The 16498-nt window shown below is 64.4% G+C and carries 18 protein-coding genes; 12 read left to right on the plus strand and 6 right to left on the minus strand.

Features of this window, described 5'->3' with window-relative positions; all coding sequences use genetic code 11:
* Positions 1-72: 72 nt before the first annotated feature.
* From ACEN98_RS04865 to ACEN98_RS04895, 7 genes are all read left to right on the plus strand, one after another.
* Positions 73-627, plus strand: coding sequence for a carboxymuconolactone decarboxylase family protein (locus ACEN98_RS04865; RefSeq protein ID WP_413381979.1), 555 nt, complete (start codon positions 73-75; stop codon positions 625-627).
* Between the two features lie 117 nt (positions 628-744).
* Entirely contained in the window at positions 745-1308 is a 564-nt protein-coding gene (locus ACEN98_RS04870) for a transcriptional regulator (RefSeq protein ID WP_413381982.1), read from the plus strand.
* Between the two features lie 8 nt (positions 1309-1316).
* Complete coding sequence (locus ACEN98_RS04875; protein WP_413381984.1) at positions 1317-2348, plus strand: sensor histidine kinase; 1032 nt, start codon at positions 1317-1319, stop codon at positions 2346-2348.
* Positions 2345-3082 (plus strand): LytR/AlgR family response regulator transcription factor, encoded by a 738-nt coding sequence (locus ACEN98_RS04880; RefSeq protein ID WP_413381988.1) that lies wholly within the window; start codon positions 2345-2347, stop codon positions 3080-3082. Before ACEN98_RS04875 ends, ACEN98_RS04880 begins: the two co-directional genes overlap by 4 nt.
* 25 nt (positions 3083-3107) lie before the next feature.
* Positions 3108-4133, plus strand: coding sequence for a S41 family peptidase (locus ACEN98_RS04885; RefSeq protein ID WP_413381990.1), 1026 nt, complete (start codon positions 3108-3110; stop codon positions 4131-4133).
* Between the two features lie 191 nt (positions 4134-4324).
* Positions 4325-6025 carry a tetratricopeptide repeat protein gene (locus tag ACEN98_RS04890; protein WP_413381993.1) on the plus strand — a complete coding sequence of 567 codons (1701 nt, stop codon included), beginning with the start codon at positions 4325-4327 and terminating at the stop codon, positions 6023-6025.
* A gap of 179 nt (positions 6026-6204) precedes the next feature.
* Complete coding sequence (locus tag ACEN98_RS04895) at positions 6205-7482, plus strand: MFS transporter (RefSeq protein ID WP_413381997.1); 1278 nt, start codon at positions 6205-6207, stop codon at positions 7480-7482.
* A gap of 5 nt (positions 7483-7487) precedes the next feature.
* Here the strand turns inward: ACEN98_RS04895 and ACEN98_RS04900 are convergent, their stop codons facing one another.
* From ACEN98_RS04900 to yjgA, 4 genes are read right to left on the minus strand one after another with little or no spacing between them, the layout of a single operon-like run.
* Positions 7488-7685, minus strand: a complete 198-nt coding sequence (locus ACEN98_RS04900; protein ID WP_105376471.1) for a hypothetical protein — start codon at positions 7683-7685, stop codon at positions 7488-7490.
* A 2-nt stretch (positions 7686-7687) separates the two neighbouring features.
* Positions 7688-8356, minus strand: coding sequence for an alpha/beta hydrolase (locus ACEN98_RS04905; RefSeq protein WP_413381999.1), 669 nt, complete (start codon positions 8354-8356; stop codon positions 7688-7690).
* On the minus strand, positions 8353-8973 hold the full coding sequence (gene mog, locus ACEN98_RS04910; RefSeq protein ID WP_413382002.1) for a molybdopterin adenylyltransferase: 621 nt from the start codon (positions 8971-8973) through the stop codon (positions 8353-8355). The genes ACEN98_RS04905 and mog overlap by 4 nt, the downstream gene beginning before the upstream one ends.
* A complete protein-coding gene (gene yjgA / locus ACEN98_RS04915; protein WP_413382005.1) occupies positions 8957-9562 on the minus strand; it encodes a ribosome biogenesis factor YjgA in 606 nt (201 codons plus the stop codon). The genes mog and yjgA overlap by 17 nt, the downstream gene beginning before the upstream one ends.
* A gap of 93 nt (positions 9563-9655) precedes the next feature.
* On the opposite strand from yjgA, the gene pmbA reads away from it, so the two are divergent.
* The 3 genes from pmbA (at position 9656) to nfsB (ending at position 12818) form a co-directional block, all read left to right on the plus strand.
* Positions 9656-11008, plus strand: a complete 1353-nt coding sequence (gene pmbA / locus ACEN98_RS04920; protein ID WP_413382008.1) for a metalloprotease PmbA — start codon at positions 9656-9658, stop codon at positions 11006-11008.
* 91 nt (positions 11009-11099) lie between these two features.
* A complete protein-coding gene (locus ACEN98_RS04925) occupies positions 11100-12104 on the plus strand; it encodes a DUF4214 domain-containing protein (protein WP_413382011.1) in 1005 nt (334 codons plus the stop codon).
* Between the two features lie 60 nt (positions 12105-12164).
* On the plus strand, positions 12165-12818 hold the full coding sequence (nfsB, locus tag ACEN98_RS04930; protein ID WP_413382014.1) for an oxygen-insensitive NAD(P)H nitroreductase: 654 nt from the start codon (positions 12165-12167) through the stop codon (positions 12816-12818).
* Between the two features lie 30 nt (positions 12819-12848).
* Here the strand turns inward: nfsB and ACEN98_RS04935 are convergent, their stop codons facing one another.
* Positions 12849-13985, minus strand: a complete 1137-nt coding sequence (locus tag ACEN98_RS04935) for a M14-type cytosolic carboxypeptidase (RefSeq protein WP_413382017.1) — start codon at positions 13983-13985, stop codon at positions 12849-12851.
* 106 nt (positions 13986-14091) lie between these two features.
* On the opposite strand from ACEN98_RS04935, the gene ACEN98_RS04940 reads away from it, so the two are divergent.
* Positions 14092-14346 carry a DUF2442 domain-containing protein gene (locus tag ACEN98_RS04940; RefSeq protein ID WP_413382019.1) on the plus strand — a complete coding sequence of 85 codons (255 nt, stop codon included), beginning with the start codon at positions 14092-14094 and terminating at the stop codon, positions 14344-14346.
* Positions 14347-14450: 104 nt separating this feature from the next.
* On the opposite strand, the gene paaX is transcribed toward ACEN98_RS04940, so the two are convergent.
* Entirely contained in the window at positions 14451-15380 is a 930-nt protein-coding gene (gene paaX / locus ACEN98_RS04945) for a phenylacetic acid degradation operon negative regulatory protein PaaX (RefSeq protein WP_413382021.1), read from the minus strand.
* Positions 15381-15482: 102 nt separating this feature from the next.
* Here paaX and paaA point away from each other — a divergent pair, with 102 nt between their 5' ends.
* A complete protein-coding gene (paaA, locus tag ACEN98_RS04950) occupies positions 15483-16472 on the plus strand; it encodes a 1,2-phenylacetyl-CoA epoxidase subunit PaaA (RefSeq protein WP_413382024.1) in 990 nt (329 codons plus the stop codon).
* Positions 16473-16498: the final 26 nt, after the last annotated feature.

Below are 16498 nucleotides of genomic sequence, written 5' to 3' on the forward strand. Positions count from 1 at the left end.
GACGTTTGACAATAAGCGGGAACCGTCGGGATTCTTTTGATTTTTGCCTCAAGGCATGCGAATATTTTCGTCATGACAGACCGCCTCCGCCCGATTCCGCCCGAAGACTGGACCGACGCCCAGCGCGCCGCGGCCCAGGAGATCATCCATGGTCCGCGCGGTGCGCTGTACGGCCCGTTCGTGCCGCTGCTGCGCAGTCCCGAGCTGATGGGCCATGCGCAGCGGGTCGGCGAGTACCTGCGCTACCGCAGCGCCATCGGCGTGCGGCTGTCCGAGCTGGCGATCCTCGTCACGGCGCGCGAATGGGACCAGCAGGTCGAGTGGGCGATCCACGCGCCGATCGCGCAGCAGGTGGGTGTGCCGCCGGACGTCATTGCCGCCATCGCCCGGCGCGAGCGGCCGGCCGCGATGCTCGTCGACGAAGCCGTCGTGTACGACTTCTGCCTCGAACTGCACCGTCACAAGCGCGTGTCGGACCGCGTCTACGACGACGCGCTGGCCCTGTTCGGCGAGCAGGGCGTCGTCGACCTGATGGGCGTGAACGGCTACTACACATTCCTCGCGATGGTGATGAACACGGCGCGCACGGAAGCGCCGGCGTCGAGTGCGCCGCCGCTGCCCGAATAGCTCGTCGGCCCCTGGCCGCGCCTGTCCCGGCGCGGCGGCCGTCCGTCGCATGGCCCCGCGTGTCGATCGCGCCGACGGCATAGTGACGGCACCCGACCACTCGTGAAAGACTTGCCGATGAAACCGCATTACATCCTTGCCGCCGCGGCGGCCGCCACGACAATCCTCGCGCTGGCAGCGACGCCCGCGCCGCTGCCGCCGAGCTGGCACATGACCGGCGATAATCCCGACAAATTCGCGGCCGGCGTCGATACATCCCCGGAAGGGCGTGGCGCCAAGTTCTTGCGCAGTAAGACGAACGATCCCGACGCGTGGGCAGGACTGATCCAGACCGTCCAGGCGCAGCGTTACCTCGGCCAGCGCGTGCGTTTCCGGGCGCGCCTGCGCACTCAGGAGATGAGCAAGTGGGGCGGATTATGGATGAGTGTCAACGCCTCCGACGGCAAAACCCTGGCCTTCTTTAACACGCACGACAATCCGGTCAAGGGCACCACGGACTGGCAGGAGCGCAGCATCGTGCTGGACGTGCCGGCCGACGCGGGCGCGATCTCCTTCGGTGCCATCGGCGCGGGGACGGGCCAGGTGTGGATGGAGCCGGTCGCATTCGAGACCGTCGGCCGCGAGGTCCCGGTCGACCAGATGCCGCCACAGGCCGCCATCCCGACCACGCCGACCTTGTGAGCGAATCGATGACCGACGACGACTGCGCCCGCGCCATCCGCCGCCTGTACGGCTGCTCATGGCGCCAGGGGCTGCTCAGCCTCCTGTGCCTGGCGCTCGTCGCGGGCGCCGCGCTGCTGCTGCGGCGCTACGCCTTGCTCGCGTTGTTCGGTGCGATCATGGCGCCGGGTTTCGTGACGTGCGCGCTGCTGCTGGTCGCCGCGCGCCGGCTCGGCTGGACCGGGGCCATGATCCTGCTGCCGGCCGCGACCGGCGCCGGCGCGTGGGCCGTGCTGCCGGCATACCGGCACGTGCTCGCGGCGTGGGACGTGCAAGCGCTGCCCGACCAGCAACTGCTGGCCTGCGTCTTCGGCGTGAACGTGGCCGTGCTCGGATTGCCGCTGTGGTTCGCCCGCACCCGCGCCCGCGCGCAGCAGTTGGCCGACCTGCGCAACGCGGCGCTGGCGGCCGAGCTGAAAGCGCTGCAGGCCCAGGTCGAACCGCACTTCCTGTACAACACGCTCGCCAACACGCGGTATCTCGCGCGCCACCAGCCGCCGCGCGCCGTCGAGATGCTGGAACACCTGATCGCCTACCTGCATAGCGCGCTGCCGGACATGCGCAGCCAGGCGTCCACGCTGGGCCGCGAATTCGAACTGGCCGGCCACTACCTGGCGCTGATGGCGATCCGCTTCGGCGAGCGGCTGCAATACCGGCTCGATTGCCCATCCGACCTGGCGGCCGTGTCGATGCCGCCGCTGCTCCTGATGACGCTCGTGGAAAACGCCGTGCGCCACGGCGTCGAGCCGAAGCCGGGCACCGTGCGCATCGCCGTGACTGCCGGCCGCGAGCACGGCGTGTTGACCATCGTCGTCGCCGACGACGGCGCCGGCATCGGCGAGACCACGCTGGGCAGCGGCGTCGGCCTGCGCAACCTGCGCGAGCGCCTGCAAGCGTTGTATGGCGCGCGCGCCGGCTTCGTCCTGCGCCGCGGCGACGGCGGCCTGACGGAAGCGGTGCTGACGCTGCCGGCGACCGCCGCGCTGGAGGTGATGGCATGACGGCGCCGCGCATCCTCGTCGCCGACGACGAACCGCTGTTGCGCGCGGAACTCGTCGAAGCGCTGGAACGTTTGTGGCCGGACGCGCAGCTCGTCGCCGCGCAGGATGGCGTCGAGGCGCTGCGCCTGGGCCGCGAATGGATGCCGGACGTGGCCTTCCTCGACATCCGCATGCCGGGCCTGGACGGCCTGGAACTGGCGCGCGTGTTCGGTGCGCGGACGCACGTCGTGTTCGTGACGGCCTACGGCGAACATGCGCTCGCCGCCTTCGACGAAGGGGCCGTGGACTACGTGGTCAAGCCCATCGCGCTGGAACGTCTCGCGCGCGCGGTCGAGCGCGTGCGCGCGCGCCTGGCGTCGCCGCCGCCGGACCTCACACACCTCGTGTCGCGCTTGCGGCCCGCCCCCAGGGCGCCCGCGTGGCTGCAGGCCACGGTCGGCAACACGATCCACTTCATCGACCTGGCCGACGTCGTCTATTTCTGCGCCGACGCCAAGTACACGCGCGTCGTGACGGACGGACTCGAAGCCCATATCCGCCTGAGCCTGAAGGAACTGGCCGATTCGCTCGATCCCGCCGCCTTCTGGCAGATCCACCGCGGCTACATGGTGGCCGTGCGGCGCATCGCGAGCGCCGCGCGCGCCGAGGATGGCGCCTTGTGGGTGCACCTGCGCGGTCATCCCGCGCGACTGCCGGTCAGCCAGCGTTTTCAATATCTGTTCCGCGGCATGTAGCCGCCTCATTGAACAAGGAGACACCATGAATCGCAACATGTTGCGGGCGGCCGTTTGCGCCCTGTCGTTTGTCGCATCCGGCGCCGCAGGCGCCTCGGAGACCATGCCCCTGGCCCTGGCGCGCGATGTGACCACGCGGGCCATCGAGCTGGTCGAGAGCAAGGGCCTGTATCCGTTGCGGCAGGAAGACTATGCGCAGGCGAAGCAGCGTTTGCTGGCGCTCGTCGACGACAAGGCGCAAGGCGTCGACCGGGCCGACCTGTATGCACGCATCAACGGACTGCTCGCTACGCTGGACACAGACAAACATTCCTTCGTGATGCCGCCCGTGGCGCCGGGACAGTTCGCCGGCGCCGCGCCGGCCCGCCCGCGTGTGCCGATGTTCCAGCTCGTCGCGACGACCCGGGGCACGGTGTTGCGCTTCGTGCCGCCGCCCATCACGGCCTCCACGCCCGAGGCCATGTCGGCCTACGTGCAAGGCGTGTATGACGAGGCGGTTGCGCTTCCCGGTAGCCGTGGGGCGTGCGCCCTCGTCGTCGACCTGAGTGAACAGACGGGCGGCAATGGATGGCCGCCGCTCATCGCGATGTATCCGCTGTTCGGCGACGCGAACAAGGCGCGCTGGGTGGAGCGCGACGGCAACCCGATTCCGTTGGTGCACCGCGGGTACCTTGAATCGAAGGCCGGTCACGATGCGCCCGGCCACGTGAATCCGTTTGCCTCCTTCGCTACGGATCCGCTGGCCGTGCTGGTCGGCGCGAAGACGGCAAGCGCCGGCGAGATGCTGCTCGTCGCGTTGATGGGAGAGGCAAGGGTGCGGACGTTCGGACAAACGTCGTACGGGATGTCGACGGCGAACATGACGTATACGCTGCCGGACGGCGCGCTGTTCGTGTTGACGCAGGCGCGCTCCGCGCTGGCCGACGGTCCGGTCTTCCGCGGCGGCATCGCGCCCATGCAGCCGGCGCCGAAGGGGGAAACGGCGGACGTGTCGCTCAAGACGGCTGCGGAATGGGCGGCAGCGAACTCGCCGCGCTGCGCGCCGAAGTAAGCCGGCTTGCGCCAGCGCTGGCGACCAGGTGGTGTTCGAGCTCGATGCACCAGTGAGTCAGCGTCTCGTCGTCGAGATGGTCTTTCTTTGCCATTGTTCAGCCTGGCACTTTCATCAGCCGCAGCGTATGCACTGTTTCGTCCGCCGTGGCATCGTTTATCGCTACTGGTCCGTAATATGCGGAGGAACGAATGACCATACCCAAGTACGCATTCTCCCTGCTCGTGGCAATCGCGTTCGTGCCGGTTGGTGCATCCGCGAACGAATCGCCCAAGGTCGTCGTCAAGGGCAAACACGATCCCTCCACGGTTGTCGTCAAAGGCGTACGCGATCCATCGTCATGGTTCCGGATCGAGAGTCAGCATCTGATCGTCTATTCGAACGACGATCCGGATGACGTCATTGAGCTGGTCAATAATATCGAACGGCTCGACTATCTTCTACGCTTGTACCTAAAGCCATTCCTGGACAGGCAGGAGACAATGCCCAAGCTTACGTTGTATTTCCAGAATCCGGTGAACTGGCCATTGGAGATCGGCGAGCATTCTCCATCCGCCGTCGGCATGGTCAACAGTTGCGTATCTGCAACGCAAGCTTTCACATACGAAGTAGGAAAAAGCTGGAAGCTCAATAATTCATCGCTGCTTCGCGCGGACGATGATTACACACTGATGGCAAATCTGTGGTTGTATGCAGAGAACTTCCTGTACCGCCATACCCGAATTCGGGCGCCTACGTGGTTTATCGTCGGCTTTCAAGCGTATTTCGCAGGTGTGCGATTCACCGATACCCAAATGGCAATAGGGCGTGATGCGGGCACCTCATACAATTGGGTACAAATGATCGACGAGGGAAAGGCAGGCGCGCGCCTTTCTTTCGACCAGGTATTCAATTTCAAAAGCCCATCCAAGTCTTACAAGGTCGGCACGGCCGACTATTTCGAACAATATGAATTCATGGGACGCGCTTTCAATCTTGTGCACTATATGCTCTCGTCGGAGGAAAACCGCAACAAGACTGCGAAATACCTCGACCTGGTCAATAACGGAAGCGATTCCGCCGAGGCGTTTGCCGAGGTATTCGGCCTTTCGGGCCGCGATCTCGATGCGGCAATGTTGCGATACCGGCGCGGGTCGCTAAAAATCCTTCAGGTCGATGTGCCAGAATTGCCTAGAGGTAACATAGATTTCACCCGTCTGAGCCGTATCGAGGGCGAGTTCGTAATCGACAACGCCTTGCTGAAGACTTGCCCGACACCCGCCGACGGCAGGAAGCTGCTGGAGCGTTTGAAGCTTACGGCCCCCAAGGCATCCGCCGTCGGTCTCGCCCAAATTACCTTGAGTCGTGCCCAGGTCGAGTGGGGCAATCCGCGGGAGGCCATCGGCTACCTGTCGCGGGCCGTGGAGGACGATCCCTACAATCCTGAGCCACATTATCTGTTGGGGTTGGCGTATGCGAAGCTGGCAGAGCGCGCAGGCCCGAACAAGCAGGATTTGCTGGAGTCGGCACGGGCGGGCTTGACGCAGGCCGCCGTTCTGGCGCCCGACGCGCCCGAGATATCGTATGCGCTATTCCGCGTTGGGCTCATGGGCGCGAGCCCGACACGAAAAGATATTGTCAAGGGAACCGAAGCCTGGCATCACGGTCATGACGTTACCGCATTCGCGCGCGCGGCAGCGCTTGCCTATGCCTGGTTGGGCAATGCCGCCGATGCCTATCAGACATTCAATACGTTGGTGAGGAGCGAGCGGGACCGCGACACCGCCGCATGGGCAGCAAGCTGGCTGGCCAAGCTGGAAAAGGGCGTGACGCAGGACGAACTGCTGGCGGCGATGCGCAGCGAAAATCCGGCGCTTCCCAACTTCAGGTCGTGGATATCCGACAGTCGCTAGCAAACCAAAGGTCGTCATGCTGGCTTGCACGCGCTCGCACCGCCTGCCCAGCTTTTCCGTATAGGGCTGCAAAAACCGGTCGGGCTATTTTAATAACCACGAGAAGTCCCTCAATGACGAATTATTTCAGGCGCTCAGGTTCACGCTCCAGGCTTGCCTTCTGGGTACCCTCGATATATATGACGATGGGTTTTCCGAATATTTTCGTCGCATCGGCGGCGGCCATCATGTATCGCAACTTGGGCATGACTACGGAGCAGGTGGTGATATATACAAGCCAGCTTTATCTGCCTTGGGTCTTGAAGCCGATCTGGGCGCCATTGCTCGAGTCATTTGGCACGAAAAGACGATGGGTATTGGCAATGCAGTTCATCCTGATGACTGCGTTCGGGCTTGCCGCGATTTCACTCAGCGGAACCTATGCGGTCCCTCTCACGCTTTGTTTTTTCTGGATCATCGGGTTTGCATCGGCAACACAAGACATCGCCATCGACGGTATCTTCATGAGTGCCACGAATTCCGCTGAGCAGGCTCGTTATGCGGGGGTGCAAAACCTTTGCTGGAATATCGGAGCGGTAATCGCGTCCGGCATCGTGGTCTCTCTGAGTGGAGTGCTTAAAAAGAATTACTCATTGAGCTGGCCGGACTGCTGGATGATGGTGCTTCTGATCTGTTCCCTGTTTATCGGCATATCGGCAATCTGGCATGCGACGACTCTTCCGCATACGCGAGCTACCGCCAGGTCCGATTACAGTTTTTTCGACGCATTCAAATCCTCCGGGCGCGCCTGGCACACGTTTGTCGCAAAGCCAAAAATATGGACGATGCTTTTCGTCGTTTTCATGTATCGCCTCGCGGAAGGATTTTTGGAAAAGATCAGTCCACTCTTCCTGCTCGACAGCAGGAAGTTGGGAGGGCTGGGTCTTGATAATCAAACGCTGGGCACGATAAATGGAACGTTCGGCACGGTCGCATTCATCGCCGGGACGATTTTGGCGAGTTTCGTGGTCAGCAAGATGACATTGCGCCGCTCATTTTTTATCCTGGCATTGTCGCTCAATGTGCCGCACCTGACGTACTATTGGCTCAGCATGGACTTGCCGTCGAGTCTTGCCGCGATTTCCGGCGCGGTTTTACTGGAAAAATTCGGTTACGGGATAGGTTCGGTCGGGCACATGTTGTACATGGTGCAGCAGGTTTCGCCAGGGCGTTTTCAAATGTCGCATTACGCATTTGCGACCAGCGTCATGGCATTGTGCAAATGCGTAACGGGATGGGTCAGCGGGCCGGTGTTTACGGCCTTCCACCAAAATTATCAAACCTTCTTTATTTTCGTACTGGTGATGTCGATTCCACCGGTGCTTGTCGCTTATTTTGCGCCGTTCTCGCTTGGCGAGGCTCGACCGGCGTCCTTGCACGAATCTGTCCCTGCCGCAGCCAATCCGGGCCCCCAGTAGAGTGCTTACGCCAGCGCTTCCTTCGCCGCCTGTTCCGGCGTGAGGCCTTCGTAGAACATGTCGGTGAACCACTCGACCTGTTCCTCGATGTGTTCCTGCGCCTGTTTCTGCGTGGCGCCGCCGGCGACGAGGTGGTGTTCGACCTCGATGCACCAGTGGATCAGCGCCAGCGTCTCGTCGTCGAGTTGCTCTTTCTTTGCCATGGTCAGCCCAGTACTTTCTTCAGCCACGCGGAGATGTGCTGGACTTCTTCCAGGCACAGCGTGTGCTGCATGGTGTATTCGTGCCATTCGAGCTGGTAGCCCAGCGAGACGAGCAGGTCGCGCGACGCTTCCGCGCGATTGAACGGCACCACGTTGTCGTAGCGGCCGTGGGCCATGAAGATCGGCGTGGACTTGCTGGCGTCGGTGCGTTCGGTCGCCACGTTGGCCGACAGCGGCACGTAGCCGGACAGGCACAGCAGGCCGGCCAGCGGTTCCGGATGGCGCAGGCCCGTCTGGATGGCCATCGCGCAGCCCTGCGAGAAGCCGGCGAGGATGATGCGCGAGGCGGGAATGCCGCGCGCTTTTTCGCGCTCGATGAAGGCTTCGATCTGTTTCTGCGAGGCGCGCAGGCCGTTCTCGTCCTCGCGCCGCCCGAGTTCCAGGCCCGTGATGTCGTACCAGGAGCGCATCACGTAGCCGTTGCTGATGGTCACCGGCATCGTGTTCGCGTGCGGGAAGATGAAGCGGATGCCGGGCAGGCCGTCGAGGTCCAGTTCGCTCACGATCGGCACGAAGTCGTTGCCGTCCGCGCCCAGGCCGTGCATCCAGATGATGGCGATGGCCGGGTTGTCGTTGGTCTCGATCTGGATGTGTTCGAGCAGGTCGCTCATGCGGTGTCCTTTGGTCGTTGCGCCGACTTCGGCCGGAAGGCCTTGCAGACGGCCGGGTCGGTCTCGGCGTATGGGCCGCCGATCAGGTCGATGCAATACGGGACGGCCGCGAAGATGCCGCCGACGATGCTTTGACCGTCCGCATCCTTCAAGCCTTCCAGCGTTTCCTTGATCGACTTCGGCTGGCCCGGCAGGTTCATGATCAGGGCGGCGTGGTCGGGAGTCTCGCGGATCACGGCCGTCTGGCGCGACAGGATCGCGGTCGGCACGAAGTGCAGGCTGATCTGGCGCATCTGCTCGCCGAAGCCGGGCATCTCCTTCGTGCCCACGGCGACGGTCGCTTCCGGCGTGACGTCGCGCCGGGCGGGGCCCGTGCCGCCCGTCGTGAGCACGAGGTGGCAGCGCACGGTGTCGACCAGCTCGACGAGCGTCTGCTCGATGCTGGCGCGGTCGTCCGGGATCAGGCGCGTCTCGACGCGGAACGGGGTGACGAGGGCGGCTTCCAGCCACTCGCGCAGCGCGGGTATGCCCTTGTCTTCATAGACGCCGCCGCTGGCGCGGTCCGAGACCGACACCAGGCCGACGACCAGTTCTTCGACTTTATTGTCCAGACTCATCGTCTTCGTCCTCGTCCCCGGAGGCTTCATCGGCAGGCGCGGCTTTCGGCGCCTTCGCCAGGTCATTCAGGATCTGGAAGATTTCGCGGTAGGCCTTGGGCGGCTTGTTCTCGGCCTGTTCCTTGCGCGCATTGCGGATCAGCGTGCGCAGGTGCTGCACGTCCAGGTCCGGATGTTCTTCCAGCAGCTGGGTGAGGGCCTTGTCGTCGGCCAGCAGCTTGTCGCGGCGGCGCTCCAGCGCGTGCAGCGCGGCGGCCTCGGCCTTCGACGTGCCCTTCCAGCTTTCGATGGTGCGCTGGATGACGGCGACCTCTTCCTCGTCGAGCGAGCGCATCAGCTTGCCGACGAATTGCAGCTGGCGGCGCCGGCCCTCGTGGTTCGTGATGGTCTGGCACATGAGGATGGCGTCGCGGACTTCGTCCGGCATCGGGACGCGCTTCACGCGGTCGCGCGGCGCCTCGATGAGTTGTTCGCCGAGCTTCTGCAGCTCGTTACTCTGGCGCTTGAGTTCGGACTTGGAAGGGCGGTCGTATTCCTGGTCGAACTCGTCGGAGCGGAAGCCGACGGAGCCGCGGTTGGCATTTGGCATGATGATCTAGATTCGGCAGGCACGAAGCCGGCCGGTAAAAACAGTAAACGGCTGCTATGATAACTGTTTTAGGGCTCGCTACGAAAAACGCACATGACCGATACCGTCTTCACCCATACCCAGGATCAGCTCAAGCAGCTTGCACAGGACGTGCTTGCCATTGCCAAGGAAACGGGCGCCAGCGATGCGTCGGTCGAGATCAGCGAGGGTAGCGGGCTGGCGGTGACGGTCCGCAAGGGCCAGATCGAGACCATCGAGCAGAACAAGGACAAGGGCATCGGCGTGACCGTCTACTGCGGCCAGCGCCGGGGGCACGCCAATACGTCCGACTTCTCGCGCGATTCGCTGCGCGCCACCGTCGAGGCGGCGTACAACATCGCCCGCTTCACGGCCGAGGACCCGGCCGCCGGCCTGCCGGATGCCGACCTGCTGGAAACCAACCCGCGCGACCTGCGCCTGTGTTACCCGTGGGATATCAGCGCCGAGGACGCCGTCGCGATCGCGCAGCGCTGCGAGGCGGCCGCGTTCGCCGTCGACAAGCGCGTCACCAACAGCGAGGGCGCCAGCGTCTACGTGCAGCAGTCGCACTTCGTGGCGGCCAACTCGCTCGGCTTCTGCGCCGGCTACCCGTTCTCGCGCCACACGCTGTCCGTCGCGCCGATCGCGGGCAAGGGCGCCCACATGCAGCGCGACGACTGGTATTCGTCGGCGCGCGATCCGAACAAACTGGGCGATCCGGAAAAGATCGGCCGCTACGCCGCCGAACGCGCCCTCGCGCGCCTGAACGCGCGCAAGCTCGACACCCGCACGTGCCCCGTGCTGTTCGAGGCGCCGCTGGCCGCCGGCCTGCTGGGCGCGTTCGTCCAGGCCACCTCGGGCGGCGCCCTGTACCGCAAGTCGAGCTTCCTGCTCGATTCGCTGGGCAGCAGCATCTTCCCGTCCCACATCCAGATCGTCGAAGACCCGCACCTGATCGGCGGCGTGGGCTCGGCCCCGTTCGATGAAGAAGGCGTGCGCACCCAGCGCCGCAAGGTCGTCAGCGACGGCGTGCTGCAAGGCTATTTCCTGTCGTCTTACTCGGCCCGCAAGCTGGGCATGCAGACGACGGGCAATGCCGGCGGCTCGCACAACCTGGAAATCATCTCCAAGGAAACGAAGATCGCCGACGACTTCGAAGGCATGCTGCGCAAGATGGGGACCGGCCTGCTCGTCACGGAACTGATGGGGCAGGGCACGAACTACGTCACGGGCGATTATTCGCGCGGCGCGTCCGGCTACTGGGTCGAGAACGGCGTCATCCAGTACCCGGTCGAAGAGATCACCATCGCGGGCAACATGAAGGACATGTTCCAGGCCATCGTCGGCGTCGGCAACGACGTGCTCACGCGCGGGAACAAGTCGACGGGCTCCATCCTGATCGAGCAGATGGTGGTCGCGGGCAATTGATTTCACATTCCCCATGAGGTCGTGACAATCTATTGCAAAAACGTCATAACCATGTGTTACATTGACGTCTTTCTATGTCACGGGAGACGTCATGGCAACACTCCAGACCTTCGGCCCGCACCTCGACCTGATCGGCAGCACGGCCGTGCAATGGAAAATCATCTCGACCTCGTCCAGCAGCGTCATTCTGGAAAACGGGCTCCAGCACCTGTCCATCCTGGGTAACTTCGCGATCGGCCCGGCCGGCGACGTGAGCGGCACCGCGACGGCGGTGAACCTGGTCCAGCTGGGCTACTCCGGCCTGCCGGTGTTCCAGGCGACGGACCTGACCATCGATGGCGGGAAGTTCCTGGACACGGTCCTCGAGGCCACCACCGACACGCAGATTTATACGGCGCTGCTGGCCGGCTCCGACACCATCACGGGCAGCGCCGGCAAGGATATTCTGAAAGGCTTCGCGGGCAGCGACGTCATCCGGGCCGGCGGCGGCGACGACCGCATCGGCGCCGATGCGGGCAGCGACGTGATCGACGGCGGCGCCGGTTTCGACACCGTCGCCTACCAGGGCGCCTACGCCGACTACCGGATCGAACGCACGGGCGACGCGTGGACGATCGCGGACCTGAAGGGCACCGGCGGCATCGACACGCTGACAGGCGTCGAACGCGTGTATTTCGACGACAAGGACGTCGCGCTCATCAGCGTCGACAACACGGGCGGCCAGCTGTTCCGCTTGTACCAGGCGGCATTCGGCCGCAATCCGGACGAGCCGGGCCTGGATTTCTGGACGCAGCAGATCGATGGCGGGGGCGCGACCCTGGCGGGGATCACCGGCGCCTTCCTCGCATCGGCGGAATACCAGAAGCTGTACGGTGGCCTCTCCAACCGCGACCTCGTGGTCAAGTATTACGAGCACATCCTGCACCGCGCGCCGGACCAGGCCGGGCTGGATTTCTGGACGGACGCCCTGGACCGCAAGATCGCCACCCGTGGCGAGGTCCTTGCCGGCATCAGCGAGAGTCCGGAAAACGTGGACCTGAGCGTGCAGCTGATCGGCAATGGTCTTGTGTTCGACACGCCCATCATGACCATGTGACGCACGCGTTTTTCGGGTTCCTGCAATAATGTGCAGATACGCATTTTTGAAAGGAACCCGATGGACATTCTTGCCGCCGCCCGCAAGCGCTACACCGCCAAGGCCTACGACCCGACCCGCCGCGTCCCCGAAGAGACGATGCAGCAGATTTATGAAGTGCTGCGCACGAGCCCCTCGTCGGTGAATTCGCAGCCCTGGCACTTCATCGTCGCCAGCACGCCGGAAGCGAAGGCGCGCCTGGCCAGGGGCGTGCAGGGTCCGTACAGCTACAACGAAGCGAAGATCCTGAACGCGTCGCACGTGATCCTGTTCTGCACGCGCGTCGACGCCGAAGGCGGCCACCTGGAGCGCCTGCTCGAGCAGGAACAGCGCGACGGCCGCTTCAAGGACGATGCCGCCAAGGCTGGCCAGGCCAAGGGCCGCCAGGGCTACGTCAACCTGCACCGCTACACGCTGAAGGACCTGCCGCAGTGGTTCGAGAAGCAGGCCTATATCGCGCTGGGCAACGCCATGCTGGCCGCTGCCGCGCTCGGCGTGGACACGACCCCGATGGAAGGCCTCGACCCGGCCGCGCTGGACGCGGAGCTGGGCCTGCACGAGAAGGGCCTGTCCAGCCTCGTCCTGCTGAGCTTCGGCTACCACGCCGACAGCGATTTCAACGCAAGCCTGCCGAAATCGCGCCTGGCGCAGGAACAGGTGTTTACTTTCCTGTAAGAGCAATAACGGGGGCTTGTGCCCCGTTGCTTATTCTTCCAGCCGACGGACCGCCTGCAGCACCGGCTGCAGCACCGCGGCGCCGAGGCGCGCGCTGCGGGCACCGTCCCAGCCGACCTGCGGATCCGGGTCGTTGGCATTGTCCTTGAACGGCAGTTCCAGGGTCAGCGACAGGCAGCCGAACGCGTGCGTGACGTACGGCGAGCCCATCGTCAGCACCTCGTCCGTGTACGGCTCCTTCGGGTAGCCGTGGACGTCCTGGAAGTCCGGGCTGGCGATCATGAAGGCGTCCGAGAATGCCTTCTGCGCGGCGGCCTGTGCGGCCGTAAAGGTCGGCAGGGCATCGCTGCCGGCGATGAAGACGTAGGGCAGGCCTTCGTCGCCATGCACGTCGAGGAACAGGTCGACGCCCGTCTCTTCCATCTTCTTGCGGACCAGGAACACTTCCGGGCTGCGTTCCAGCGACGGATTCAGCCATTCGCGGTTCAGGTTGGCGCCGGCCGCGTTCGTGCGCAAATTGCCGCGCACGGACCCGTCCGGGTTCATGTTCGGCACGACGTAGAACACGGTTTCTTTCAGCAGCTGGCGGCCGAACGGGTGGGCCGGGTCGAGCAGGGCGTCGAGCATGCCTTCGACGAACCATTCCGCCATCGTCTCGCCCGGGTGCTGGCGCGCGATGACCCAGACTTTCTTCTTGCTCGCCGCCTCGTCGCCGATCACGAGCATGTTCAGGTCGCGGCCGTCGACGGTCGAGCCGAGGTCCAGCATGCGCACGTGTTCGGACAGCTGGGCGCGGTCGAGCAGCTCCAGGTGGCGTTCCCACGAATACGGCTCGAAATAGGCGTAGTAGACGCTGTCCATCGCGGGCGTGTGCTCGATCGTGAGCACCTGGCCGTCGAAGCTGGTCGGCACGCGGAACCAGTTGACGCGGTCGTAGCTGGCCATCGCGTGATAGTCTTCCCAGCCCTTCGGATACGCGGACTTGCCCGCGTTGAGCAGGCGGATCGTGCACGGCTGCGCCTGCGCGCCCTGCAGGCGGAAGTAGAACCACTGCGTGATGTCGGCGTGGGAGTCCTTGCGGATGTTCAGGTCGATGGCGTTCGCGCTCGTGGCGTTCACGATATCGATGGCGCCAGCGTCGAACTGGCTGCTGATCTTGATAGACATGGTGCGTCCTGATGTTGTTGGGTGTGAGCCGGCATGATACCGCTTAAGGGATGATGACCAAGGGTTTGTTACTGTTCCTGCTTGGCCTCATCGAGGGGGAGGGAACATGATGAACATCCGTGTGGCGCGGCCGGAAATCACGACCATCGACCGGCGCGGCTTCTGGCTGCGCTGGCGCGACGAAGAGCTCTATGTGCCGTTCGCGCTGTTCCCCTGGTTCGAGCACGCCACCGTGGCGCAGCTGTGCCATATCCAACCCCTGGGCGGGGAATGCCTGTACTGGCCGGGGCTCGACCTGGAACTGGCGCTGGACCGCATCCGCCATCCGATGGCGGCGGCGCAGTTTGCGCTGGATTGTTGAGTTACCTCGTCGTTCCCGGACTGGCCGTCCACCTTGGCGGGAACCCAGGTTCAGCGTCTCGGTGACGCAAAATTGGGCCCCCGCCTGCGCGGGGGCGACGTTGCTCAATGCTGCAGTCCGCCGAACCGCTCGGCCAGCCCCGCATCCGCCGCCGGCGCGGCCGCATCCTCGCGCCGCAGCACGTCCATCAGATGCCGTTCGGCCGGTGCCCACACGAGGCGGTAGATCGCCTGCGCCAGCGCATACGCCTCCGACCCCGGCCACGGTTGCGGCAGCAGCGCGAGCGGCAGCATCGGATCGTGCAGCTGGACGCGGCGGTACGCATGGATCAGCAGGGTACGCACGCTAAAGGCATGCTGCGGGTCCGGTTCGGGCTCGCCGCGCAGCAGGTCGAGCAGCGGCGTGAAGTGATCGATGAAGCGCCGGTAGCCCGCCGCGACGGCGGACAAATCCCACCCTTCGCGCACCAGTTCGGCCAGCGGCCGCGCGCCGACGCCCGGCAGTTCCGTCGCGGCGCAGACGAAGATCTTGCCGCCGCCTTCCACGCGCCGCAGCACCTCGGCCACGCCGTCCGGGTCGGCCGCCGGATGCGCCAGCAGGCCCGGCGCCAGCATGGCGAACCCTTCCCATTCGAGTTCCTTGCGCACGGCCGCGCGCAGGGCGGTGTCGATGCTGCCGTTGGGGGCGAGCAGGAGGGTCCAGCGGCCGTCCCAGTCGACGCCGGGCGGCGCGTAGATGCGGCGGTTGGCGCGCGCGAAGCGGGGCGCGGCGTCGGGCTGCAGCGCATAGCTGCTGCGCCGGCCTTCGCGGTTCGCGACGAGCCAGCCTTCCTGCACGAGGCGGAACACGCTCGTGCGCACGAGCCGGTCCGTGACGCCGAGCGGCGCCACCAGCTCGATCAGGCTGCCCAGCCACAGACGGCCGCCATGCGGCGCGATGGCGTCGCCGAAGATCGTCATCACGAGCGATTTGGAGCGTGGCGGGTCGTTCTCGAGGAAGTGGTTGATCCACTCGTGGCTGCTGGGCTGGGTCATGGTGGGCGATTTTACCGCGTCTCAATATGATTCAAAATTTCGCTATACATCGTGATTAGTGTATCGTATTATGAATCGACACAGAACCCAGGGAGACAAGCCATGTATGCCCAGATGGTGGAAACCGGCCTGAAACAGGTCCAGACCCGCGCCGACATGAGCGAGGAAGAGCAGGCGTTCCAGGCGCGCATCGACGCCGGCGTGAAGATCGAAGCCAAGGACTGGATGCCCGAGGCGTACCGCAAGACGCTGATCCGCCAGATTTCCCAGCACGCGCATTCCGAGATCGTCGGCCAGCTGCCGGAGGGTAACTGGGTGACGCGCGCGCCCACGCTGAAGCGCAAATCGATTTTGCTGGCCAAGATCCAGGACGAGGCCGGCCACGGGCTGTATTTGTACAGCGCGGCCGAGACGCTGGGCGTGTCGCGCGACGAACTGCTGGCCGCGCTGCACTCGGGCAAGGCCAAGTACTCGAGCATCTTCAATTACCCGACCCTGACCTGGGCCGACATCGGCGCCATCGGCTGGCTGGTGGACGGCTCCGCGATCATCAACCAGATCCCGCTGTGCCGCTGCTCGTACGGTCCGTATGCCCGCGCGATGATCCGCGTGTGCAAGGAAGAGTCGTTCCACGCGCGCCAGGGCTACGACATCATGATGAAGCTCGCGCAGGGCACCCCCGAGCAGAAGGCGATGGCGCAGGATGCCCTCAATCGCTGGTGGTGGCCTTCCCTGATGATGTTCGGCCCGTCCGACGCGGAATCCGTCAACAGTGCCCAGTCGACCGCCTGGCGCATCAAGCTGTTCTCGAACGACGAGCTGCGCCAGCGCATGGTCGACCAGACCGTGCCCCAGGCCGAATTCCTCGGTCTCACCATTCCCGATCCGAACCTCAAGTGGAACGAGGAACGGGGCCATTACGACTTCGGCGAGATCGACTGGGACGAGTTTTATAACGTCCTCAAGGGCAACGGGCCGTGCAACAAGGACCGGCTGCGCACGCGCGTGAAGGCGTACGAGGATGGCGCATGGTTCCGCGAGGCGCTCGTCGCGCACGCGGACAAGCAGGCCGCAAAGAAGGCCGCCGCATAACAATTCACCTCCGTCATTCCCGCGCA

Origin of the sequence: Massilia sp. CT11-137 (genome assembly GCF_047302885.1) — a bacterium.
In the GTDB taxonomy this organism is placed as follows: Bacteria; Pseudomonadota; Gammaproteobacteria; order Burkholderiales; family Burkholderiaceae_D; genus Telluria; species Telluria orientalis.

Coding starts and splice junctions, on each gene's coding strand:
- pmbA (WP_413382008.1), top strand. CDS start 9,656: ATGACCGATACCGTCTTCACCCATACCCAGGATCAGCTCAAGCAGCTT.
- ACEN98_RS04940 (WP_413382019.1), top strand. CDS start 14,092: ATGATGAACATCCGTGTGGCGCGGCCGGAAATCACGACCATCGACCGG.
- ACEN98_RS04905 (WP_413381999.1), bottom strand. CDS start 8,356: ATGAGCGACCTGCTCGAACACATCCAGATCGAGACCAACGACAACCCG.
- paaX (WP_413382021.1), bottom strand. CDS start 15,380: ATGACCCAGCCCAGCAGCCACGAGTGGATCAACCACTTCCTCGAGAAC.
- ACEN98_RS04885 (WP_413381990.1), top strand. CDS start 3,108: ATGAATCGCAACATGTTGCGGGCGGCCGTTTGCGCCCTGTCGTTTGTC.
- mog (WP_413382002.1), bottom strand. CDS start 8,973: ATGAGTCTGGACAATAAAGTCGAAGAACTGGTCGTCGGCCTGGTGTCG.
- yjgA (WP_413382005.1), bottom strand. CDS start 9,562: ATGCCAAATGCCAACCGCGGCTCCGTCGGCTTCCGCTCCGACGAGTTC.
- nfsB (WP_413382014.1), top strand. CDS start 12,165: ATGGACATTCTTGCCGCCGCCCGCAAGCGCTACACCGCCAAGGCCTAC.
- ACEN98_RS04895 (WP_413381997.1), top strand. CDS start 6,205: ATGACGATGGGTTTTCCGAATATTTTCGTCGCATCGGCGGCGGCCATC.
- ACEN98_RS04890 (WP_413381993.1), top strand. CDS start 4,325: ATGACCATACCCAAGTACGCATTCTCCCTGCTCGTGGCAATCGCGTTC.
- ACEN98_RS04865 (WP_413381979.1), top strand. CDS start 73: ATGACAGACCGCCTCCGCCCGATTCCGCCCGAAGACTGGACCGACGCC.
- ACEN98_RS04880 (WP_413381988.1), top strand. CDS start 2,345: ATGACGGCGCCGCGCATCCTCGTCGCCGACGACGAACCGCTGTTGCGC.
- ACEN98_RS04875 (WP_413381984.1), top strand. CDS start 1,317: ATGACCGACGACGACTGCGCCCGCGCCATCCGCCGCCTGTACGGCTGC.
- ACEN98_RS04935 (WP_413382017.1), bottom strand. CDS start 13,985: ATGTCTATCAAGATCAGCAGCCAGTTCGACGCTGGCGCCATCGATATC.
- ACEN98_RS04900 (WP_105376471.1), bottom strand. CDS start 7,685: ATGGCAAAGAAAGAGCAACTCGACGACGAGACGCTGGCGCTGATCCAC.
- ACEN98_RS04925 (WP_413382011.1), top strand. CDS start 11,100: ATGGCAACACTCCAGACCTTCGGCCCGCACCTCGACCTGATCGGCAGC.
- ACEN98_RS04870 (WP_413381982.1), top strand. CDS start 745: ATGAAACCGCATTACATCCTTGCCGCCGCGGCGGCCGCCACGACAATC.
- paaA (WP_413382024.1), top strand. CDS start 15,483: ATGTATGCCCAGATGGTGGAAACCGGCCTGAAACAGGTCCAGACCCGC.